Here is a 21,465-nt window from a genome sequence, read left to right on the forward strand (position 1 = left end):
TCCACAGCCCGCTGATGGCCCCGGCCGGACCCCAGGGTCGTAAAGACCTGTCCGTGCGCCCGTGACCCGGGGTGATCGGGGAGGTGGTGGCGAGCGTGGACGCCGCCGCGCGGGGCGGGGGGGGGCGCCCCCCGGGGGGGGCCCCCCCCGCTGTTTGGGGGGTTCCCGGGGCGGGGGCCGGGGTCCCCCCCCCCGCGCCCCCCGGCCGTTCTGCGGTCCACTGCGATCCGCCGACACCCGCTGCGGTCCGCTGACGTCCGCCGACATTCGCCGGCGGACGTCGGCGCCTGCCGTCAGTTGGCGCGGTCGAAGTCGATCGCGCTGTAGGCCCGCAGCTTCGAGAGCTTGTGGACCGAGTCGATCTGGCGGATCGTGCCGCTCTTGGAGCGCATCACCAGGGAGCTGGTGGTGGCGGTCTCCTGGCGGTAGTGGACACCGCGCAGCAGCTCGCCGTCGGTGATGCCGGTGGCGACGAAGAAGACGTTCTCGCCGCTGACCAGGTCGTCGGTGCTGAGGACGCGGTCGAGGTCGTGACCGGCGTCGAGGGCCTTCTGCCGCTCGGCCTCGTCCTTCGGCCACAGCCGGCCCTGGATGACGCCGCCCATGCACTTCATCGCGCAGGCCGCGATGATGCCCTCGGGGGTGCCGCCGACGCCCATCAGCAGGTCGATGCCGGTGCCCTCCCGGGCGGCCATGATGGCGCCGGCCACGTCGCCGTCCGAGATGAACTTGATCCGGGCGCCGGCCTCGCGGATCTCCTGGACCAGGCCCTCGTGGCGGGGACGGTCCAGGACGACCACGGTGACGTCCTCGACGGCGCTGCCCTTGGCCTTGGCGACCCGGCGGATGTTGACGGCCGCGGGGGCGGTGATGTCGACGAAGTCGGCGGCCTCGGGGCCGGCCACCAGCTTGTCCATGTAGAACACGGCGCTGGGGTCGAACATGGTGCCGCGGTCGGCCACGGCCAGCACGGCCACGGCGTTGTTCATGCCCTTGGCGGTCAGCGTGGTGCCGTCCACCGGGTCGACGGCGACGTCGCACTCGGCGCCGGTGCCGTCGCCGACCCGCTCGCCGTTGTAGAGCATGGGGGCTTCGTCCTTCTCCCCCTCGCCGATGACGACCACGCCGTTCATCGAGACGGTGGAGACGAGGGCGCGCATGGCCTTCACAGCCGCGCCGTCGGCGCCGTTCTTGTCGCCGCGCCCGACCCAGCGACCGGCTGCCATGGCGGCGGCCTCGGTCACACGGACGAGTTCGAGCGCGAGGTTCCGGTCCGGAGCCTCGGGTGCAACCTCAAGGGATCGAGGGAGGTTGTGCGGGTGGGTGGTCATCGTCGTTACCTCTCTGTACGCGACGGCCAGCGAGCGCCCGACTACTGCCTGGTCGAACGCCGTGATGAGGGTGCTGCGATCGTATCTGGCTACGAGATGACTGTCTGTGGCGCACCTCGCCGCTACCTGCGACTCTGGGACGTTTTGCGGCGTTTCTGCCCTCGGCGCGGACCCCGGTTGCAGGCGGCCCGGTGCCGATGGGTCACTATGAGGGGGTGGCAGGCAACAGCAGCATGAGGGGCCGGCAGACGGTACGGGACATGGTCCTGTCCATGGCGGCGATCGGTGTCGTGGTCGCGGTGGGGTACGCGTTCCTCCCGCACGACGGTGGGGACGGCGTGCACGTCGTGGACTACCGCTCCTCGCTCGCCTCGGCGAAGCGTGCCGCTCCGTACCCGCTGCTGGGGCCGGAGGGGCTCTCCGACAAGTGGCGGGCCACCTCGGTGGAGTACAAGCAGGACGCCAAGGGCGCCGCCACCTGGCACCTCGGTTTCGTGACTCCGTCCGGCGACTACGCGGCGATCGAGCAGAGCAACGGCAACCGGGACCAGGTCATCGCGGACGCCGTGTCCGGCGGGCAGCCCGACGGCAACGCCTCGGTCGACGGCAAGGAGTGGGAGCGCTACCAGGGCAGCCGGTACCGCGGCCTGACCGTGCAGACCGGCAGCGCCACCACGGTGGTCACCGGCAGCGCCTCGTACCAGGAACTCTCCGAGCTCGCCCAAGCGCTGAAGTAGCCCCTGGCAGCAGAGCTGAAGCAGCCCCTGGCGACAGCGGGGACGACAGTCGACAACAAGGTCGACCGCAGGAACGACAGCAGCAAGGCCCCCGGCTCCGAGAGCCGGGGGCCTTGCGCGTCCTGCGGTGCCGCGCGTCAGACGGTGGTGACGACCTCGTCGTAGGCGAGGCGCGGGCTGCGCGGGAACCAGGCGTTCTCGCCGGGCTTGCCGATGTTGACGACGGCCAGCACCGAGTGGTCGCCCTCGGGGAAGAACTCCTTGTTCAGGGCGTCGGCGTTGTAGCCGGTCATCGGGCCGGCGGCCAGGCCGGCGGCGCGGACGCCGATGATGAAGTACGCGGCCTGCAGGGCGCCGTTCAGGGTGGCGGAGGACTCGCGGACCGAGCGCTCGGAGAAGAAGAGGTCCTTGGCCTGCGGGAAGTGCGGCAGCAGGGCCGGCAGCTCCTCGTGGAACTCGTTGTCCTGCGCCAGGATCGCGACCAGCGGGGCGGCGGAGGTCTTCGGCTGGTTGCCCTCGGCCATGTGCTGCACCAGGCGCTCGCGGCCCTCGGGGGTGCGGACCAGGACGATGCGCAGCGGCTGCTGGTTGAACGCGGTCGGGCCGAACTTGACCAGGTCGTAGATGGCCTGGACCTGCTCGTCGGTGACCGGCTCGTCGGTGAACGTGTTCGCGGTGCGGGCCTCGCGGAAGAGGAGGTCCTGGGCGGCGGCGTCGAGAACCAGGGCGTCGTTGGCTGCGGTAGTCATGCTTCTACACCTTTTGCTGGAAACGAAAGCGTCGGGGCGGCAGCATCGCCGCTCGGCTGGTCCAACGGTATGTGAAACTTAAACTATTCCGCAAGGTGATGGTGATGTGGCTCACGTCCCGTCCGAGCCGGGTTCACGCCCCCGAGCTGTCGGTGTCCCCCTCCTCGGCCGCCAGGGCCGCGTCGAGCCGCGCCCGGGCGCCGTCCAGCCAGCGCTGGCAGACCTTCGCCAGCTGCTCGCCGCGCTCCCACAGCGCCAGCGACTCCTCCAGCGGGACACCGCCCGCCTCCAGCTGCCGCACCACCTCCAGCAGTGCGTCCCTGGCCTGCTCGTAGCCCAGGCCCTCATCGCCGTTCGCCTGGGCTGCCACCTGCTGATCTGCCATGCCGCCCAGCGTAGGGGCTGCCGCCGACAATCCGCCGGGCGCGCCCCACGCCCGGACCGGCCGCTCCCCGCCCGGAACCGAACAGCCGAACGGCCGACCGGCGAACCGGCGGAACCGAACGGCTCCGCACCCGGGCCGACCGACCCAACGGCTCGAAGGCCCCGAAGGCCCCGAAGACCCCCAGCAGGCCGAACCTCTGACCCGCTAGACGGTCTCCCCCACCGTGACGTCGAAGCCGCCCTCGGCGACCCTGGCGTGCAGCTGCTCCCCGGCGGTGACCTGGGCCGGATCGGTGACGACGTGCCCGTCCGCCCGCTGGAGCACGGCGTAGCCCCGCTCCAGCGTGGCCAGCGGCGAGAGCGCCACGACCCGCGCCAGGGTGTGCCCGAGGTCGGACTCCGCCGCGTCCAGCCGGTGCCCCAGACAGCGCCGGGCCCGTCCGAGTAGTGTGGCCACCTCGTCGCCGGGCCCGTCCACCAGCCGGTGCGGCGCGGCGAGCACCGGACGGCTGCGCACGCTCGCCAGTCCGGCCAGCTCCCGCTCGACCCGTCCGACGATGTGCCGCCGAGCCCGGTCCCGCAGCTGGTTCACCTTGGCCAGCTCCTCCCCGACGTCCGGTACGACCCGCTTGGCGGCGTCCGTCGGTGTGGAGGCCCGCAGGTCGGCGACCCAGTCGAGGAGCGGCTGGTCCGGCTCGTGCCCGATCGCGCTGACCACCGGCGTCCGGGCGGCGGCTACGGTGCGCACCAACTCCTCGTCGGAGAAGGGCAGCAGGTCCTCGACGCTGCCGCCGCCCCGGGCGACGATGATCACGTCCACCTCGGGGTGTTTGTCCAACTCCCTTACCGCCGCCGATACCTGGGCCACCGCGCTGGCCCCCTGCACCGGCACGTTCCGCACCTCGAAGCGGACGGCGGGCCAGCGGCGCCGCGCGTTCTCCAGGACGTCCCGCTCCGCCGCCGAACCGCGCCCGGTCACCAGGCCGATGCAGTGCGGCAGGAACGGCAGCGGCTTCTTCCGCTCGGTGGCGAACAGCCCCTCGCCGGCCAGTCGCCGCTTGAGGTGCTCCAGCCTGGCGAGCAGTTCGCCCAGCCCCACCAGCCGGATCTCGGAGGCCCGCAGCGAGAGCGTGCCACGCGCCGCGTACCACTCGGGCTTGGCGTGCAGGACGACCCGCGAGCCCTCCTGGACGTCCTCGGCGACCCGGTCGAAGACCGCCCGGAAGCAGGTGACGGTCAGTGAGACGTCCCGCTCCGGGTCACGCAGGGTCAGGAACACCACCCCGGCCCCGGGCCGCCGGCTGAGCTGGGTGATCTGGCCCTCCACCCAGACCTCGCCGAGCCGGTCGATCCAGCCCCCGATCAGCGCGGAGACCTTGCCGACCGGGATGGGCGCCTCGGGTGAACTGGTGTTGGCCATGCGTACGAGGCTATCCCCGGCGGCCGACAGCCGTGCCCTGCGCGGCGAGCAGCAGCAGGCCCGCCACCGGCCAGAGACCGCCCGCCACCTGGGCGGTGCGCCTCATTGGAGCACCGCCCGCCCGAGGGGCGGCGGAGGCCGCGCACGCGGCCGGGGACCGCTGTTGCGGTCCGGACGGGGGAGGGCAGGCCCGTACCATGGGTGCCATGTCCAACACTGCCCAGCGCCGCGTCCTGCTCGCCGCCCCCCGGGGCTACTGCGCGGGTGTCGACCGCGCCGTGATCGCCGTGGAGAAGGCCCTTGAGCAGTACGGGGCGCCGATCTACGTCCGCAAGCAGATCGTGCACAACAAGTACGTGGTGCAGACCCTGGAGAAGCAGGGGGCGATCTTCGTCGACGAGACGGAGGAGGTGCCCGAGGGTTCGATCGTGGTCTTCTCGGCGCACGGCGTGGCCCCGGCGGTGCACGACGAGGCGAAGGCCGGCAAGCTCGCCACCGTCGACGCCACCTGCCCCCTGGTGACCAAGGTCCACAAGGAGGCCGTCCGGTTCGCGGACGAGGACTACGACATCCTGCTGGTGGGCCACGAGGGCCATGAGGAGGTCGTCGGCACGATGGGCGAGGCCCCGGACCGGATCCACCTGGTGGACGGCGCCGAGGACGTGGCCAACGTGCAGGTCCGCGACGAGAGCAAGGTCGTCTGGCTGTCCCAGACCACCCTTTCGGTGGACGAGACGATGGCCACCGTCGGTGAGCTGAAGAAGCGCTTCCCGCTGCTGGTCAGCCCGCCCAGCGACGACATCTGCTACGCCACCCAGAACCGCCAGGTCGCGGTCAAGCAGCTGGCCCCCGAGACCGACCTGCTGATCGTGGTCGGCTCCAAGAACTCCTCCAACTCCGTCCGCCTGGTCGAGGTCGGCCTGGAGTACGGCGCCAAGGCGGCACACCTGGTCGACTTCGCCGACGAGATCGACGAGGCCTGGCTGGAGGGCGTCACCACGGTCGGCCTGACCAGCGGCGCCTCGGTGCCCGAGATCCTGGTCGAGGGCGTCCTGGCGTTCCTCGCCGAGCGCGGCTACGCCGACGTGGAGATCGTCAAGACCGCCGAGGAGCACCTGATCTTCTCGCTCCCCAAGGAGCTCCGCCGCGACCTGCGTGCCGAGGCGGCCGGCAAGCTCTGAGCACTCCGACGACGCCCGGGACCCAGGGGGCTCCCGGGCGTCGTCGTGTCCGGGCAGGGGTATCGGCAGGCGGGCGCCGTCGCGGGCCCGTACGTTTGTGCACAGGCTGTGGATGACGGAGGGCAGTGGCCATGACGGCGGTATTCGGCGTGGACATCGGCGGCTCGGGCATCAAGGGCGCGCCCGTCGACCTGGAGAGCGGCGAGCTCACCGAGGAGCGGTACAAGGTCCTCACCCCTCACCCCGCCTCGCCGGAGGCCGTGGTCAGCGCGGTCTGCGAGGTGGTCCACCACTTCGGGCACCAGGGCCCGGTCGGCCTCACCTTCCCGGGAGTGGTGGTCGACGGCCACACCCGCACCGCCGCCAACGTCGCCCAGGGCTGGATCGGACTGGACGCCGAGAGCCTCTTCCGCCAGGCCCTCGACCTGCCCAGCACCGTGCTCAACGACGCCGACGCGGCAGGTCTCGCCGAGGTCACCTACGGAGCCGGACGCGACCAGGACGGGGTGGTGCTCGTCCTCACCTTCGGCACCGGCATCGGCAGCGGCCTCTTCGTGGACGGCACCCTGGTGCCCAACACCGAGCTCGGCCACCTGGAACTGCGCGGCAAGGACGCCGAACGCCGGGCCTCCTCGGCGGCCAAGGAACGCCACGAGCTCAGCTGGCCCGACTGGGCGGTCCGGGTGGACGAGTACCTCGACCTGGTCGATCGGCTCTTCTCCCCGCGCCTGATCGTGATCGGCGGCGGCGTCAGCCGGAAGCACGACAAGTTCCTGCCCCTGCTGAAGCAGCGCGAAGCGCGCGTCGTACCGGCCCGGCTGCTCAATGACGCCGGCATCGTCGGCGCCGCCATGGCCGCCGCCGGAGCCGCCTGAATCCCGAGCACCTCTGCTCGACCAAGCAGCCTTCAGCGCCCGGCCGCCCCGGACCGGAGGGACTCAGCCGCCCGTCCGGCTCCGCCGCAGGCGGCGCTGCGCCACGAACCGTGCCGCCACGATGACGGCCGCCAGGCCGGTTCCGCCGAAGAGCCACTCCGCCCGCATCGCGAGACCGCTCGCCAGCGCCACCACCTGTCCGGTCACCCCGGGCGAGGCGACCGGGCCGAAGGCGATCAGGGCGGCAGCGAAGGCGATCGGCCCGCTGATCGGTGCGGCGGCCAGGTCGGCGAACCGTACCCGGACGGCCAGTTGGAAGCAGACCAGCAGGTAGCCGACGCCGAACAGGATTCCGAGCCCGTCGAAGAGCAGCCGGTCCACCGCCGCCAGCAGCACCGTCCCGGCCAGCGCCAGGACGCCGGTGCCGACGGCCGTGAGCCGGGCCGGTCGCCCGCTGCGCGGATGCTCCCGGGCGCCGAGCTGGAGCGGCAGCCGAAGCCGTGGCTTCGGCGGGGCCGGGCGGACTCCGGAGGCCGAACGCAGCCTCGGCTGGCGGAGCCGGGACTCGGGGGGCGCGGCGGGCCCCGGTACGGCGGCCTCGGCGGCGGGACCGGCTGGCGGTCGTCGTCTGGGCCCGGGCGGCTGGGTACGGATGCTCTGCTCCACCCAACCAACGTACGGTCCGATCAACGCCACACTGTGTAATGCTCGTGTTTGGCCCTCGCCCGTGTCCCGGGCCGGGAGTACTGTCGGGCCGGTCCTTCGGATGTGACCCAGGGGGAGAAACCATGTCAGCCCTCGACCCGACTGTTGTTCCGGCCGCTGACCCGACAGCCGTTCCGACTGTTGTTCCGGCCGCTGACCAGGCCTTCTCGTTCGAGCGCCTGCACCACGTCCAGCTGGACATCCCGGCGGGCGCCGAGGACGTCTGCCGGGAGTTCTGGGGCGGGGTGCTCGGGATGACCGAGGTGGAGAAGCCCCAGGTGCTGGCGGCGCGTGGCGGCTGCTGGTTCCGCGGCGGCGGTCTCGAGGTGCACCTCGGCGTGGTGGCCGAGTTCCTGCCGTCGCCCAAGGCCCACCCCGGCATCCTGGTCCGTTCGCTCGACGAGCTGGCCGCCCGGTTGGAGGCGCACGGCCATCCGGTGCTCTGGGACGGCAACTTCCCCGGCTACCGGCGTTTTCACTCCGCCGACGGGCTGGGCAACCGGTTGGAGTTCCTGGAGCCCTCGGCCGAGGTCTGAGCCCGACCCCCGTTCGCCGGGCCCTTAGACTGGGAGATCGGCCCTACGGTGCCACTCCACTCCTCCAAGCCCACGGGACTGCGCTTCATGTCGCTCACGATCGGAATCGTCGGCCTGCCCAACGTCGGCAAGTCGACTCTTTTCAACGCCCTGACCAAGAACGACGTGCTGGCGGCCAACTACCCGTTCGCCACCATCGAGCCCAACGTGGGCGTCGTCGGCGTCCCGGACGCCCGACTGGCCAAGCTGGCCGAGATCTTCGGTTCGCAGCGGATCCTCCCGGCCACCGTGGACTTCGTCGACATCGCGGGCATCGTGCGCGGCGCCAGCGAGGGTGAGGGCCTGGGCAACAAGTTCCTCGCCAACATCCGCGAGTCGGATGCGATCTGCCAGGTCATCCGGGCCTTCAGCGACCCGGACGTGGTCCACGTGGACGGCAAGGTCTCGCCCAAGGACGACATCGAGACGATCAACACCGAGCTGATCCTCGCCGACCTGCAGAGCATCGAGAAGGCCCTGCCGCGGCTCCAGAAGGAGGCCCGGCTGAAGAAGGACACCGCGGCCACGCTGGCCGCGGCCGAGGCCGCGCAGGCCATCCTGGAGAGCGGCAAGACCCTGTTCGAGGCCGGGTTCGACACCACCCTGGTCCGCGAGCTGCACCTGCTGACCGCCAAGCCGTTCCTGTACGTCTTCAACGTGGACGAGGACGAGCTGGGCGACGAGGAGTTCAAGGACGCCCAGCGCGCCCTGGTCGCCCCCGCCGAGGCGATCTTCCTGAACGCCAAGATCGAGTCCGAGCTGATCGAGCTGGACGACGACGAGGCGCTCGAACTCCTCCAGTCCATGGGCCAGGAGGAGCCCGGCCTCGCCACCCTCGGCCGGGTCGGCTTCGACACCCTGGGCCTGCAGACCTACCTCACGGCAGGCCCCAAGGAGACCCGCGCCTGGACCATCAAGAAGGGCGCCACGGCCCCCGAGGCGGCAGGTGTGATCCACACCGACTTCCAGAAGGGCTTCATCAAGGCCGAGGTCATCTCCTTCGCCGACCTGGTCGAGACCGGCTCCATCGCCGAGGCCCGCGCCAAGGGCAAGGCCCGCATCGAGGGCAAGGAGTACGTCATGCAGGACGGCGACGTGGTGGAGTTCCGCTTCAACGTGTGATCGGATCGCAGCTCTGAGTTGACGCCACCTGTCAAGTTCGCAGGTCGGACGGGGCTTGCCTCTCTTGGGGCAAGCCCCGGTCTCTTTCCCGTGCTGACGTGCTGCTGAGATTCCAGGCCGTCGGATCGATGACGAGCACCGCCTCGTCCATCTGGTCACGGACCGGGAGATCATCATCCGGGCGGCCCGCCACCACTGCTGATCGCCGGTTGCGAGTTCGCGTCACCGTGCCGGTTCTGTGCTGACTTCGGCCGCTGGAGTGGGTGTTTCCACAGGTCACGGCAGTGTGGTGGAAGTTCCGCTTCGACGTCTGATCCCGCCGCGCTCGCGGGCGCGGAAAAGGGGGCCCGATCCCGTAAGGATCAGGCCCCCGTGCTCCCGGCGGTGCTCGGCGCGCCTGGACGGAGCTGAAGCGGGTGGTGGCGCGTGGGTCGGCCCTGGCTCGTCCGCCGGTCGTGGCGTCGGATGACTGAAGCTCTGCAATCCAGCAGGCACTTGACCGGGGGTCCGGCCTCGCTCGCTCCGGAGTGCCGCCGAGCGCGGAACCCTGGGGCGCGGCGCCCAGTGCCCCGACCACTCCCAGACGTGGGGCACTGCGCCTCAGGCCGTTCCTCGCCGGGTTCCACCCCCCGGGGGGTGCGGCGTCCCGGGGGTGATCAGAAGCCGGTGTCGTAGGTGTAGAGCTTGGTGTGGTCGAGCATGTCCGCGGGGGTGACGTTGTTCCACGGCCGCATGGTCTCGTTGAGGTCGACGACGTCGGCGGTCTTGCCGGTCGGCAGGTAGCTCTGGTCGCGGTGGCGGGACTGCCACTCGGCCCACAGCTTGTCGATGAAGCAGTGGTGCAGCCAGAAGGCCGGGTCGTTGGGGGACATGCCGGTGGCCATGTGGCCGCCGATCCAGACGTGCACCCGGTTGTGCAGGTTGACGCCGCGCCAGCCCTCGAGGTGGTTGCGGAAGCCGCCCTCGGAGGTGCTGTTCCACGGAGCCATGTCGTAGGTGGAGATGGCGAGCACCGACTCCGCCTCGGCCTTGGTGGGCAGGGCGGCGACGGCGCTGCCGAGGCTGCGGCGCAGGTAGTTGCGGCTGTCCGGGCGGATCGCGAGGGTCCACTTGCCGGTGTTGTAGGCGAACGGGCCGGTGGTGACCTGGCCGTCGCTGCTGCGGCCGTTGCCGCCCATGAAGTCCGGGCCCCAGATCGAGGAGGTGGCCGTGCGGTCGGCCGTCCAGTCCCAGTAGGGCAGGGTGACGGCCGGGTTGATGCTCTGCAGGTCCTGCTCGAACTGGAGCAGGAACCTGCGGTGCCAGGGCAGGAAGGACGGCGAGCGGTGGCCGACCCGCTCGCTGTTGTCGCGGTCGCTGGTGATGAAGGTGTCGTGGATGCTGACGTAGTTGTCGTAGCGCCCAAGGCGCTTGAGCTCCAGGACGGCGTCGACGAAGTCGCGCTTCTCCTTGGCCGTCAGGGTCGCCTGGTTCTTGCGGACTGCCATGAAAGTTCCTCCGGGGTGTGTGCTGTCAGGGAGTTGGCGGCGTCACCGCTCAGGTGAGCGGGAGCAGCTCGGCACCCTGGAGGTCGACCACGGCGGCGCGGGCGAGTGAACGCGGGGTGGCGTGGGTCTGGTAGTGGTTCACGACGCTGATCCAGGTGCCGTCGCCGTTCTGCATGACGTGCAGTTCCTTGCCGTCGATCAGGACCTGGTAGCCGCCGCTGTGGCTGCTGTGGCCGCCGCTGTGGGCGGCCGAGAGCAGCCGGCCCTGGATCCGGCGGCCCTGGTACACCTCGTCGAACTCGTCGCCGGCGCCCGGGTCGGAGGCCACGGCGGACTGCCCGGTGGGCCCGGTGAAGCCGATCACGGCGGTGCCGGCGGCCGCGGCGAGCGCGACACCCGCACCCTGCAGCATCCGGCGGCGGGTGAGGTCGGACGACTTGTGTCCCTCGGGCGTGGTGCCGTTCGTGGGTGTGGCGCTGTTTTCGGACATGGCTGAGTAACCCCCCTGGGTTGAGTGCCTGACTGGCGGATCGCCGGCCTGACGGGTGGGTCGAAGGCACATTCCAAGGTCGATCCGCAGGCTCATGCTTACAGGCAGAGGCGGAGCGCCGGAACGGCCGATCGGCGGGGGTCGAACGGTTGTCCACATTTCCGGACATGCCGCGCTGAAAGTTGCATCCTGTACCAGTCAAGGACTTTTCTGAACGTGACGCCCTTGGGTGAGTTTTGGTAAAGATTCTTTACAGAATCTGCCATTCGACAGGAAATAGTTCATCAACTACGCGCGTCATGTGACCGGCCTTACGACGCCAGGATGGCGTGATGCCGTAGGTCGAGCTGACCGGAAAGGGCTTGCCGGCCCTCGGGGGTGAGGCTGACGGCGCGGGTGGTGCCTATGCGCACGATCCAGCCGGCCTCGAAGGCGTGCCGGCAGATCGCGGCGCCGACCGTCCCGGCGAGGTGCGGACGGCGTTCGGTGAAGTCCAGGCAGGGGCGGACGGCGGGCCGTCCGGACCCCGCGGGCAGCGTGATGCCGAGCGCGTCCAGCCAGTCGACGCCCGCCGGGGTGAGGGCGGGCCCGCGCTCCCAGTCCAGCAGGCCCCGTTCGGCCATGGCCTCGGTGATGGTGACCCCGAGCAGTCCGGCGAGGTGGTCGTAGCAGGTCCGGGCCCGGGCCATGGCGCCGCGCCGGGTGGCGGCGGAGAGCGTGCGGGGTGCCGGGGTGTGCTGCCGGGGCGCCAGTGCGGCGAGGTGCTCGACCAGCTCGGCGGCCTGCGGCCCGGCCAGTCGGACGTAGCGGTGGCGGCCCTGGCGCTCCTGGGTGAGCAGGCCGCCCTCGGTCAGGGTGTTGAGATGGGCGGTCGCGGTGGAGGCGGCCACCCCGGCATGGCGGGCGAGCTCGTTGGCCGTCCAGGCCCGGCCGTCCAGCAGGGCCAGGCAGAACGCGGCCCTGGTGGCATCGGCCAGCAGCCCGGCCAGGGCGGCCACCGCCCGGCCCTCGGCCCGCACCTCGTCGGCCGCCCCCGCGCTTCTCCGTGCGTTCTCCGTCACGCCCCCAGGGTGCACCCGCGAAGCTTCGGTGCGCAGCGAAGTGTGCCGGTGGGGTCGCCGTCCCGACGGCCACCCCATCGGCCCCCGGTCCCCGTCCCCCGTCCCCCGGTCGCCGGACACCGCCACGTCGCGCCGGGTGTCCGGTGTTCCGGGACACCCGGTCGCGCGGCTCCCGCGCCCCGAAGTGCGGGCGGTCAGCCGACCAGGACGGTCAGGGTCCCGTCGTCCGCTGCGACGACCCGGATCTGCTCCAGGGTGTCCACGTGCACGGTCGGCCGGTGGGCGGCCGCACGCGGCCCGACGCCGACGACGGGCATCCCGGCGGCGTGTGCGGCCTGGATCCCGGCCTCGGAGTCCTCGAAGGCGATGCAGGATCCGGGGTCGAAGCCGAGCTCGGCGGCGCCCTTGCGGAAGCCCTCCGGGTCGGGCTTGCCGGCGCCGACCAGTTCGGCGGTGACCAGGACCGGCGGCAGGGGAAGCCCGGCGGCGCTCATCCGGGTGCGGGCGAGGGTGTCGTCCGCCGAGGTCACCAGGGCGTGCGGGAGCCCGGCGAGCGAGCCGAGGAGGTCGGCGGCGCCGGGGATCTGGACGATGCCCTCGGTGTCGGCGGTCTCCTCGGCGAGCATCCGGCGGTTGTCCGCGAGGTTCTCCGCCATCGGCCGCTCCGGGAGCAGGACGGCCATGGTGAGGTGCCCCTGACGGCCGTGGGCGATCCGCATCACCTCGTCCCCGTCGAGCCCGTTGGCCGCTGCCCAGCGGCGCCAGCAGCGGTCCACCACCGCCTCGGAGTCGACCAGGGTGCCGTCCATGTCGAGCAGCAGGGCCCTGGCGGTCAGCGTGGCGGGCGTGGTGGACATGCGGCCTCCTCGGTGGCGCGCGACAGTTTTGTTCCCCGAGGATACAAAAAGGCGGGCGGTGGCCTCAGTCGAGCAGGTGGGCGTTGACCGCGCGGGCGTCCTCGGCCAGTTCGGGCAGCTCCTCGACCGTCACCCCCGCCCCGGTGAGCAGCGCCGTCCCCTGGCAGGCGGTGACGAAGAGGTCCGGCTCCCGCCAGGCGACGACGACCCGGGGGATGCCGGCCGCGATGATCCGCTGGGCGCAGGTGAGCGGCCGGGAGGCGCGCTGTCCGCAGGGCTCCAGCGAGCTGTAGACGGTCGCGGTGCGCAGCCGGGGGTCCTCGGCGGGCAGTTTGGCGAGCGCGGCCTCCTCGGCGTGGCACACCGCGTCGAGTTCGCGGCTGTAGCCCTCACTGAGGAGCTCGCCGTCGGCGCCGACGATCACCGCGCCGACCGAGAAGGCGGTCTCGGAGGGCGGGCAGAGCCGGGAGAGTTCGACGGCGCGGCCGAGCCAGCGCAGGTCCTCGGATGCGGTCACGGGCTGGTCTCCTTGGGGGCGTACCGGAGCAGAACGACATCGCCCACCGTACGCGCCTCGATCAGCCGCATCCGCCGGGTGGGACCACCGGGGTAGTCGGCCGGGCCGGCGAAGCGGGGTGCGGTGGGCTGGCCGACCAGCAACGGGGCGACGGCGAGCTGCAGTTCGTCGGCGAGCCCCTGGGCGAGGAACTGGGTGTGCACGCTGCCACCGCCCTCGACCATCAGCCGCCCGATGCCGCGCGCACCCAGGTCGTCCAGGACGGCGCCGAGGTCCACCTCGGTGCCGAGGCCGACGACTTCGGCGAGCCCGGCCAGCTCCGACCGCAGCCCGGCGGCCGCCGCCCGCGTGGTGTACGCGAGTTTCGCGCCGCCGGTGTGCCAGAAGACGCGGTCGGCGCCGAGTGCCCCGCTCGCGGTGAGGGTGACCTTGAGCGGGTACTCGGGCTTCCCCGCGGCGGTCCGGGCGGCGCGCCGGGCCTCGGAGTTGACGAGCAGTCGGGGGTTGTCCCGGCGCAGGGTGTTGCCGCCGACCAGGATGGCGTCGCAGTCGGCCCGCAGCTCGTCGACCCGGTCGAAGTCGGCCGGGTTGGAGAGCAGCAGTCGGTCGGGCGAGGCGTCGTCGAGGAAGCCGTCGACGGACATCGCGGCGCTCAGCAGGACGTACGGGCGGCGTGCGGCCACAGGTGGTCCGTTTCTCTCGGGATGTCGGAGGGCGTCGGAGGATATCCGGCGGACGTTCCAAGGGGGTGGTGCCACGGTACGGCCCGAGGCGCGCCGCCCGCCCGTCGCCCGTCCCGCCTGCGGCTGACCGCCCGTCAGTTGTTCGTCCGGCGGCCCGGCGGCGTACGACCGGAGTTCGCCGGGCGGACCGAGCCTGGTCCGGCCACGTACGTCCCGCCACCGAAGGGCCCGCCGTGCTCCGTCCTCGTTCGCTCGCGCTCACCGCCGCCGCGTTCACCCTGGCCGCCGTCCCCGCACTGTCGGCGGGTTCGGCGGGTGCGGCGGGCTACGGCACACCCACCATCGCGCTCTCGGCCGACTACCTCTCCGGGGCGGTCGGCGCGACCGGCGACCCGACCGTCCCCGTGACGGTGGCGCAGAGCGGGGCCGACGCCTCGGCGCTCGCCGTGGCCGCGTCGGCGAGCAGCAGGTCCTCGGTCGCCGAGCCCGGCGACGTCACCGTGACCGGCAGCGGCGCGACGCGCACGCTCGCGGTGGCGGCACGCGGCCAGGGCCACACCGACCTCACCGTGAAGGTCACCGGCGCGGGCGGCCGGACGGCCACCAGGACCCTGCACTACGCGGCCTCGGCCGCGGTCCAGCACGCGGCGGACAGCCGCTACCTCACCGGCTCCAGCGACGCCTCGGCCGCGGTGGACGTGGGCGGCGGCTACATCGTGGTCGCGGACGACGAGTCCAACGTGCTGCGCCTGTACGACCGCAACGCCTCCGGTGCGCCGGTGCGGACCTGGGACTTCTCCGCCGCGATCGGGGTCTCCTCCGAGATCGACATCGAGGCCGGGGCCCGGGTCGGCAACACCGTCTACTGGACGGGCTCGCTCGGCAACAACAAGGACGGAAAGGTCAAGCCGGACCGCTCGACCCTGTTCACCACCACCGTCACCGGCTCGGGCGCCGACACCCAGCTCACGCCGGGCGGTTCGTACGGGGGGCTGCGGGACGACCTGATCGCCTGGGACAAGGCCAACGGCAACCGCTACGGCTTCGCGGCGGGGGCGGCCGCCGGTCAGGTGCCCAAGCAGATCGACGGGTTCAACGTCGAGGGCCTGGAGTTCGCGCCGGGGAGCACCACCACGGCGTACATCGGCTTCCGCGCGCCCCTGGTGCCGCCCGCGAACGGGGGCAAGGCGCTGCTTGTCCCGGTCACCGACATCGACCGCCTGCCGGGCGGTTCGGCGCACGCGAGTTTCGGCACCCCGGTCTCGCTCGACCTGGGCGGGCTGTCGGTCCGGGACATCCGCAAGAACGCCGCCGGCCAGTACCTGATCGTGGCCGGCTCCTGGGCGGCCGACGACAACTCCGACCCGTACGCGCTCTACCGCTGGACCGGCCGTCCCGCCGACGCCCCGGTCAAGCTGCTGGACCTGCCGACCGGCGACCCGGGCGGCTGGGAGTCCGTGGTGGACGTGCCCGACCTGACGGCCCCGGGCGCCCGGGTGCAGCTGATCACCGACGACGGCTCCGCCTACCTCTACGGCGACGGTACGGAGGCCAAGGACCTCGGCCACCCGGAGTGGAAGAAGTCCCGCTCCACCTGGTTCACCCTCGGCTGACCGGGCGTTCGGACGAAGTCCCCGGAGGGGTGCGGCTCCCGCGCCCCTCCGGTGGTGCCGACGGCGCCCGGGTGGCCCGGGGCGGGAGCGGCAGCGGGAGGCCGGGCAGTCCGTCGATGCTGGTGGCGACGTGCTCCTTGCCCTCGCAGTACGCCGAGAAGTCCTCGTCGCCCTTGCGCTCGAAGAACTCGGAGTGCAGGCTGCGCTCCTCGCGGTAGTCCATGAACGGGACCGCGAAGCCGCAGGAGTCGCTCACCCGCTCGGCCCGCACCAGCACGATCGCGCGCAGCCCGGCCCCGTCGACGGACGGGTCGAAGCGTGCCAGCAGGCCGCCGAAGCGCGGGTCGCCGCGGAGGACCGCCTCGCCCCGTCCGTGCACCCGTACCACGGTGGGCGGTCCGGTGAAGGCGCACCACATCAGGGTGATCCGCCCGTTCTCCCGCAGGTGGGCGATGGTCTCGGCGTGGCTGCCGCCGAAGTCCAGGTAGGCCAGGGTCAGTTCGTCCAGTACGGCGAGCGTCCCGGAGCGGCCCTTGGGGGAGAGGTTGACGTGCCCGTCGCCGGCCAGCGGGGCGGTGGCGGTGAAGAAGACCGGCTGACTCTCGATGAATGTCCGCAGGCGGCCGTCGATGCGTTCATAGGTCTTTCCCATGCCCCCGATTGTGGCGAGCACGGCCCGGAGGAGTGAAGTCGGAAGGTCGAGTGTCTTGACATCCGAGACGTATATTCTCGTTTCGTGAGACGGCCACGTACGCTCGTCAGCGTTGTCGACATGAGGGGGGCACGTGATGACAGGGCATCGGACCGTCTACACCCACGGGCACCAGGAGTCGGTGCTGCGCTCGCACCGGTCCCGTACGGCGGCCGACTCGGCGGCCTACCTGCTGCCCGAACTGCGGCCGGGGCAGGCCGTGCTGGACGTCGGCTGCGGCCCCGGCACGATCACCGCGGACCTGGCCGAACTGGTCGGCCCGGCCGGCCGGGTGGTCGCCGTGGACACCTCCGCCGAGGTGCTGGAGCAGGCCGCCGCGTACGTGGCCGGGCGGGGTCTGTCCAATGTGGTGTTCGAGTCGGCCGACGTGCACCGACTGCACTACCGGGACGGCGAGTTCGACGTCGTGCACGCCCACCAGGTGCTGCAGCACGTCGCCGATCCGGTGGCCGCGCTGCGCGAGATGCGCCGGGTCGCCGCACCCGGCGGGGTGGTCGCGGCCCGGGACGCCGACTACGCCGCGATGACCTGGTACCCCGAACCGCCCGAGCTGGCCGAGTGGATGGCGCTGTACCAGCGGACCGCCCGGGCCAACGGCGGCGAACCGGACGCCGGCCGGCGACTGCTGTCCTGGGCGCACGCGGCCGGCCTGGAGCAGGTCCGGGCCACCTCGGGCACCTGGACGTACGCCACGCCCGAGGAGCGCGCGTTCTGGGGCGGCATGTGGGCGGACCGCACGGTCGGCTCCGCCCTCGCCGAGAGCGCCACCACCCGGGGGTACGCCGAGCCGGCCGACCTGGAGCGGATCGCCGCGGGCTGGCGCTCCTGGGCCGCCGAGCCGGACGGCTGGTTCGCGGTCCTGCACGGCGAGGTGCTGGCCCGGGTCTGACGGCCGCCGGGTACCCCGGTCGGGTCCGGGCGGCGGGCCGTCCCGTACGGCTTTCGAGTGGTGCGGGCCCCGGGCGGCTCCCGCAGCCCGACCGGGCCGGGCCCCGGGGGCGCCCGGCCGCCGAACGGCGCGGGGAGCCGGGTCTTACCTGCTGTTAACCGCGCCCGTATCCACCGGAATCAGGCCCCGGGTAGCGTCGGTGGCCGTACCAGGCCCCGGCCCGTCCCCCACCGGGCCGGGCCCGGTACGGCCCGGCTACCGTGCACGGTGTGGAGACGTACCGGGTGATGCGCCAGGACGACAACGGCAACCGCTTCGAGGTCGCCGGGGGCCTCGGGCGCGCCGAGGCCGAGGCACTGGCCGCGGAGTTCGAGGCGCGCGGCCACAAGCAGCTGTACTGGACCGAGGCCGAGCCCGCATAGGGTCTGAGGCATGGAGAACCGGATCGTCGTCGGCGGCGCCCTCATCCACCAGGGCCGGGTACTGGCCGCCCGGCGCAGTTCGCCGCCCGAGGTGGCGGGTTACTGGGAGTTCCCGGGAGGCAAGGCCGAGCCGGGGGAGAGCCAGGAACAGGCGCTGGAGCGCGAACTGCACGAGGAGCTCGGCGTGCGCGCCCGCGCGCTGCGTCAGCTGCCGGGCCGGTGGCCGATCCGGCCCGGACTGGAGCTGCGGATCTGGGCCGCCGAACTGCTCTCCGGCGACCCGCAGCCGCTGGAGGACCACTCCGAGCTGCGCTGGCTCGGCCCGGCCGAGCTCACCGAGGTGGACTGGCTGGAACACGACCGCGAGGTCCTGCCGCACGTCGCCCTGCTGCTCGCAGAGTCCTGACCGGTGGGTCTCCCGCAGTCGGTGTGCCCCTCGGGCGGGCCAATCCGAGGGACGACCCGGCTGCCCGGGATACGCTGGCAGGGTGGCGGGTATGTCACTGTTCGGAAGCATTCGTCACCATAGGTGAGATGACACCCCGCCATCCCGTACCCCGGTGATCCGCCGAGGTGCACAGCCCGAGAGCCGGAGGCCCCGTCCGTGTCGAGTACGGGTAACGGCGGGGGAGCACGGCAAGGCCAGGAGCTCCCCCGACGTGGTCCGCTGCGCGCGGCCGGCCCCGTCCCGGGGGGTGCCCCGGGTGCCGCTGCGGGCAGCACGGGCAGCACGGGCCGTGGGCTCGGCGGCGCCGCCGCCCGTGCCCGGCTGCGCCGCCGGATGCCGCCCGTCGCCGCGCCGCCGCAGGGCGTGGTGCAGGACCAGTCGCCGCCGGCCCCCGACCCCGCCCGCCGCCGGGTGGCCCTGCCCGGCGCGCCCACCTCGCGCGGGCGTCCGACCGCGCCGTTCCCCGGCTCGGGTACGCCGGCCGCCGAGCGGTTCGGCCAGCACACCGAGGGCAGTCTGTTCGACGTGGTGAAGGTGGCCATCGCGATCCTGGACACCTCGGGCCGGGTGGTGCTGTGGAGCCCGGCCGCCGAGGAGCTGCTCGGCTGGCCGAGCGAGCTGCTGGTCGGCCGTGGGATCGCCGAGCTGGTGGGCGGCGAGGGGGCCGCCGACCGCACCCTGGCGGCGATCCGGGAGACCGTGCACAACGGCAGCTGGCACGGGCTGACCGAGCTGCGCCACCGGGAGGGCGGACTGGTCGGGGTCGAGGCCCGGATCTCGCTGCTGGTGGACGGGGACGGTACGCCGTTCCTCCAGGTTGCGCTCGCCGACGCCGAGATGCTCCAGGCGGTCGAACGCGACCTGGCGGTACGGGACGCGCTGTTCGAGCAGTCCCCGCTCGGCATCGCGATCCTCGACACCGACCTGCGCTACACCGCGGTCAACCACACCCTCGCCGAGATGAACGGCGTCGCCGCCGAGGAGCACGTGGGCCGCACCACCGGTGAGACGCTCCCGGAGCGCGCCGCCGACGAGGTCACCACCATCCAGCGGCAGGTGCTGGCCACCGGCGAGCCGGTCGTCGACGTCACCCTCGCCGCCCCGATGACGGCCCGCGCGGGCTTCCGGTCCATCTCGTACAGCCGGATGACGGACCGCTCGGGCAGGGTGCTCGGCATCTCGGGCACGGTGATGGACGTGACCGAGCGCTACCGGGCGGTGTCCAAGGTCGAGCACGCCCGGCGCAGGCTCTCGCTGCTCAACGAGTTCGGATCCCGGGTCGGCGACCTGCTGGACGCCGCCCGGATCGCCCAGGAGCTGGCCGGTGCGGTGGTCCCCCGGCTGGCCGACTACTCCGCCGTGATCCTGCTCCAGGCGGTGGCCCACGGCGACGACCTGCCCCGGCACGGCCACGACCGGCGGACCTCGCTGCTCCAGCTGGGCACCGCCGCGGTCCAGGACGGGCCCGAGGTCGACACGATGCTCCGCCGTGGCGCCAGGATCACCTTCTCCGAGGACTCCGCCTTCGGCCGGGTGCTGCGCAGCGGCGTCCCCGAACTGCTCTCCGGCCCGGACGAGCTGAGCGACCTCTCCTACCCCGGTGATCCGAAGGTGCAGGCGGCGCACGACCTGGGCGTGCACTCCCGGCTGGTGGTGCCGTTGCGCGCCCGGGGCATCGTGATCGGCCTGCTGGTGGTGAGCCGGGCGGGCTACCGGGAGGGCTTCGACCGGGACGACCTGGCGTTCACCGTGGAGCTCGCCGACCGGGCGGGCAGCTCGCTGGACAACGCCCGGCTGTACGCCCGAGAGCGCACCGCGGCCCTCACCCTGCAGCGCACCCTGCTGCCCCAGCAGGTGCCGCAGCCCGCCGGGATCGAGGTCGCCTACCGGTACGTGCCGGGCAGCAGCGGCACCGAGGTGGGCGGCGACTGGTTCGACGTCATCCCGCTGCCGGGCGAGCGTACGGCGCTGGTGGTCGGCGACGTGATGGGCCACGGCCTGCGGGCCGCCGCCACGATGGGCCGGCTGCGCACCGCCGTACGCACCCTGGCCGGCCTCGACCTGCCGCCCGAGGTGCTGCTGCGGCACGTCAACGAGCTGGCCGACGACCTGGCCCAGGGCCCGGACGAGGCGCTGCTGGCCACCTGCGTGTACGCGGTCTTCGACCCGGCGACCGGGCGGCTGACGGCCACCAAGGCCGGGCACATCCCGCCCGTCCTGATCGTCCCCAAGGGGTCGGCCGAGGAGGCCTGCCGGATCGGCAGCCCGCTGCCGGGCGGCGCCGGTCAGGTGGTGGACCTGCCCTCCGGCGCGCCGCTCGGGGTCGGCGGGGTCCCGTTCGAGTCGATCGAACTGGAGATCCCCGAGGGCAGTCTGCTGGCGCTCTGCACGGACGGGCTGGTGGAGTCCAGGGACAAGGACCTCGACGTCGGCCTCGGCCGGCTGATCAGCGTGCTCGAACAGCCGTACCCGTCCATCCAACAGGCGTGCGAGGCCGTCCTGGCCACCATGGAGCAGGGCCGCGAGCCGGACGACGTCGCGCTGCTGCTGGCCCGGCTCGGCCGGGGCCAGACCGGCACGCCGACGGCCGGCTGGACACTGCCCGCCGAGCCGACCGCGGTCTCCCGGGCCCGCCGGCTGGTGCGCGGCACGCTGGCCGACTGGTCCGTCGAGGCGCTCACGGACACCGCCGAACTGCTGGTCAGCGAGCTGGTGACGAACTCGGTCCGCTACGCCAGTGCCCCGATCGGGGTCCGGCTGACCCTGGGTGACACCCTGCTGGTGGAGATCTCCGACCCGCTGCCCGACCCGCCGCGCGAGCGCCACGCGGCCGAGGCCGACGAGGGCGGCCGGGGTCTGGAGTTGGTGGGCCGCCTCGCGCTGCGCTGGGGGGCCCGCACGGAGGGCATGGGAAAGGTGGTCTGGTTCGAACTGGCGACGGACGGTTCCGATCACGGTGGGACATTCGGATAGCCGGATGTTCACCATCACCATCGGTCGTTCATCAATGCGATGCAGTGCGCCGCAACTCGGCATGATCTTGTCATATCTGAGCGGCATTCAGGTCGGATAAGCTCAACGCGCTTGACCCGGGCGTGCTGATTCGGCTGGGCTGCCTGGTTCGAACAGCCGTCGCCGGGTAAGGACCCGGGGCGGGGCCGCCCTTGATTCGATGTTGTGATGTCCGGGGCGTGTGCGCTCGCCCCC

At 72.5% G+C, this 21,465-nt stretch carries 21 protein-coding genes and 1 pseudogene; 11 read left to right on the top strand and 11 right to left on the bottom strand.

Annotated features, from left to right (window positions below):
- Nucleotides 1–293: 293 nt before the first annotated feature.
- Complete coding sequence (glpX, locus tag ACFC1R_RS14845) at nt 294–1,331, bottom strand: class II fructose-bisphosphatase (RefSeq protein WP_045301074.1); 1,038 nt, start codon at nt 1,329–1,331, stop codon at nt 294–296.
- Nucleotides 1,332–1,546: 215 nt separating this feature from the next.
- Here glpX and ACFC1R_RS14850 point away from each other — a divergent pair, with 215 nt between their 5' ends.
- On the top strand, nt 1,547–2,068 hold the full coding sequence (locus ACFC1R_RS14850) for a DUF4245 domain-containing protein (RefSeq protein ID WP_375938306.1): 522 nt from the start codon (nt 1,547–1,549) through the stop codon (nt 2,066–2,068).
- Between the two features lie 137 nt (nt 2,069–2,205).
- Here ACFC1R_RS14850 and ACFC1R_RS14855 read toward each other — a convergent pair whose 3' ends face one another.
- From ACFC1R_RS14855 to xseA, 3 genes are all read right to left on the bottom strand, one after another.
- Nucleotides 2,206–2,817, bottom strand: a complete 612-nt coding sequence (locus ACFC1R_RS14855) for a malonic semialdehyde reductase (protein ID WP_375938309.1) — start codon at nt 2,815–2,817, stop codon at nt 2,206–2,208.
- 133 nt (nt 2,818–2,950) lie between these two features.
- Nucleotides 2,951–3,202, bottom strand: a complete 252-nt coding sequence (locus ACFC1R_RS14860; protein WP_375938312.1) for an exodeoxyribonuclease VII small subunit — start codon at nt 3,200–3,202, stop codon at nt 2,951–2,953.
- Between the two features lie 204 nt (nt 3,203–3,406).
- The gene (xseA, locus tag ACFC1R_RS14865; protein WP_375938315.1) at nt 3,407–4,621 is read right to left on the bottom strand and encodes an exodeoxyribonuclease VII large subunit; all 1,215 of its coding nucleotides are present in this window, start codon (nt 4,619–4,621) and stop codon (nt 3,407–3,409) included.
- Nucleotides 4,622–4,818: 197 nt separating this feature from the next.
- On the opposite strand from xseA, the gene ACFC1R_RS14870 reads away from it, so the two are divergent.
- Entirely contained in the window at nt 4,819–5,802 is a 984-nt protein-coding gene (locus ACFC1R_RS14870; RefSeq protein ID WP_375938318.1) for a 4-hydroxy-3-methylbut-2-enyl diphosphate reductase, read from the top strand.
- A 131-nt stretch (nt 5,803–5,933) separates the two neighbouring features.
- Nucleotides 5,934–6,677, top strand: a complete 744-nt coding sequence (ppgK, locus tag ACFC1R_RS14875) for a polyphosphate--glucose phosphotransferase (RefSeq protein ID WP_375938321.1) — start codon at nt 5,934–5,936, stop codon at nt 6,675–6,677.
- 63 nt (nt 6,678–6,740) lie between these two features.
- On the opposite strand, the gene ACFC1R_RS14880 is transcribed toward ppgK, so the two are convergent.
- Nucleotides 6,741–7,343 (bottom strand): DUF6542 domain-containing protein, encoded by a 603-nt coding sequence (locus ACFC1R_RS14880; RefSeq protein ID WP_375938324.1) that lies wholly within the window; start codon nt 7,341–7,343, stop codon nt 6,741–6,743.
- A 122-nt stretch (nt 7,344–7,465) separates the two neighbouring features.
- Here ACFC1R_RS14880 and ACFC1R_RS14885 point away from each other — a divergent pair, with 122 nt between their 5' ends.
- The 3 genes from ACFC1R_RS14885 to ACFC1R_RS14895 all read left to right on the top strand — a co-directional run bounded on the left by ACFC1R_RS14885 (nt 7,466) and on the right by ACFC1R_RS14895 (nt 9,281).
- Nucleotides 7,466–7,918 carry a glyoxalase gene (locus tag ACFC1R_RS14885; RefSeq protein WP_375938327.1) on the top strand — a complete coding sequence of 151 codons (453 nt, stop codon included), beginning with the start codon at nt 7,466–7,468 and terminating at the stop codon, nt 7,916–7,918.
- 87 nt (nt 7,919–8,005) lie between these two features.
- Nucleotides 8,006–9,079: a redox-regulated ATPase YchF gene (gene ychF, locus ACFC1R_RS14890; protein WP_375938330.1), complete on the top strand. Its 1,074-nt coding sequence runs from the start codon at nt 8,006–8,008 to the stop codon at nt 9,077–9,079.
- Between the two features lie 124 nt (nt 9,080–9,203).
- On the top strand, nt 9,204–9,281 hold the full coding sequence (locus ACFC1R_RS14895; protein ID WP_375938393.1) for a hypothetical protein: 78 nt from the start codon (nt 9,204–9,206) through the stop codon (nt 9,279–9,281).
- A gap of 454 nt (nt 9,282–9,735) precedes the next feature.
- Here ACFC1R_RS14895 and ACFC1R_RS14900 read toward each other — a convergent pair whose 3' ends face one another.
- From ACFC1R_RS14900 to ACFC1R_RS14920, 5 genes and pseudogenes are all read right to left on the bottom strand, one after another.
- Nucleotides 9,736–10,566, bottom strand: coding sequence for a tyrosinase family protein (locus ACFC1R_RS14900; RefSeq protein WP_375938333.1), 831 nt, complete (start codon nt 10,564–10,566; stop codon nt 9,736–9,738).
- A 49-nt stretch (nt 10,567–10,615) separates the two neighbouring features.
- Nucleotides 10,616–11,056: a tyrosinase cofactor gene (locus ACFC1R_RS14905; protein WP_375938335.1), complete on the bottom strand. Its 441-nt coding sequence runs from the start codon at nt 11,054–11,056 to the stop codon at nt 10,616–10,618.
- Nucleotides 11,057–11,367: 311 nt separating this feature from the next.
- A complete protein-coding gene (locus tag ACFC1R_RS14910; protein WP_375938338.1) occupies nt 11,368–12,117 on the bottom strand; it encodes an ArsR/SmtB family transcription factor in 750 nt (249 codons plus the stop codon).
- 194 nt (nt 12,118–12,311) lie between these two features.
- Nucleotides 12,312–12,974, bottom strand: coding sequence for an HAD-IA family hydrolase (locus tag ACFC1R_RS14915; protein WP_375938341.1), 663 nt, complete (start codon nt 12,972–12,974; stop codon nt 12,312–12,314).
- 64 nt (nt 12,975–13,038) lie between these two features.
- Nucleotides 13,039–14,135: pseudogene (locus tag ACFC1R_RS14920) on the bottom strand (dihydrofolate reductase family protein).
- Between the two features lie 317 nt (nt 14,136–14,452).
- Between ACFC1R_RS14920 and ACFC1R_RS14925 the strand changes: the two are divergent.
- Nucleotides 14,453–15,787, top strand: a complete 1,335-nt coding sequence (locus ACFC1R_RS14925) for a hypothetical protein (RefSeq protein ID WP_375938396.1) — start codon at nt 14,453–14,455, stop codon at nt 15,785–15,787.
- Here ACFC1R_RS14925 and ACFC1R_RS14930 read toward each other — a convergent pair.
- Entirely contained in the window at nt 15,774–16,439 is a 666-nt protein-coding gene (locus tag ACFC1R_RS14930; RefSeq protein ID WP_375938343.1) for a pyridoxamine 5'-phosphate oxidase family protein, read from the bottom strand. The two genes, ACFC1R_RS14925 and ACFC1R_RS14930, sit on opposite strands and share 14 nt — an antisense overlap.
- 136 nt (nt 16,440–16,575) lie before the next feature.
- Here ACFC1R_RS14930 and ACFC1R_RS14935 point away from each other — a divergent pair, with 136 nt between their 5' ends.
- From ACFC1R_RS14935 to ACFC1R_RS14950, 4 genes are all read left to right on the top strand, one after another.
- Complete coding sequence (locus tag ACFC1R_RS14935) at nt 16,576–17,388, top strand: methyltransferase domain-containing protein (protein ID WP_375938346.1); 813 nt, start codon at nt 16,576–16,578, stop codon at nt 17,386–17,388.
- Nucleotides 17,389–17,657: 269 nt separating this feature from the next.
- Complete coding sequence (locus ACFC1R_RS14940; protein ID WP_375938349.1) at nt 17,658–17,810, top strand: hypothetical protein; 153 nt, start codon at nt 17,658–17,660, stop codon at nt 17,808–17,810.
- 10 nt (nt 17,811–17,820) lie between these two features.
- Nucleotides 17,821–18,216: a (deoxy)nucleoside triphosphate pyrophosphohydrolase gene (locus ACFC1R_RS14945; protein WP_375938352.1), complete on the top strand. Its 396-nt coding sequence runs from the start codon at nt 17,821–17,823 to the stop codon at nt 18,214–18,216.
- 198 nt (nt 18,217–18,414) lie between these two features.
- Complete coding sequence (locus tag ACFC1R_RS14950) at nt 18,415–21,231, top strand: SpoIIE family protein phosphatase (RefSeq protein ID WP_375938355.1); 2,817 nt, start codon at nt 18,415–18,417, stop codon at nt 21,229–21,231.
- Nucleotides 21,232–21,465: the final 234 nt, after the last annotated feature.

This window comes from Kitasatospora sp. NPDC056138 (genome assembly GCF_042264695.1).
Lineage (GTDB): Bacteria > Actinomycetota > Actinomycetes > Streptomycetales > Streptomycetaceae > Kitasatospora.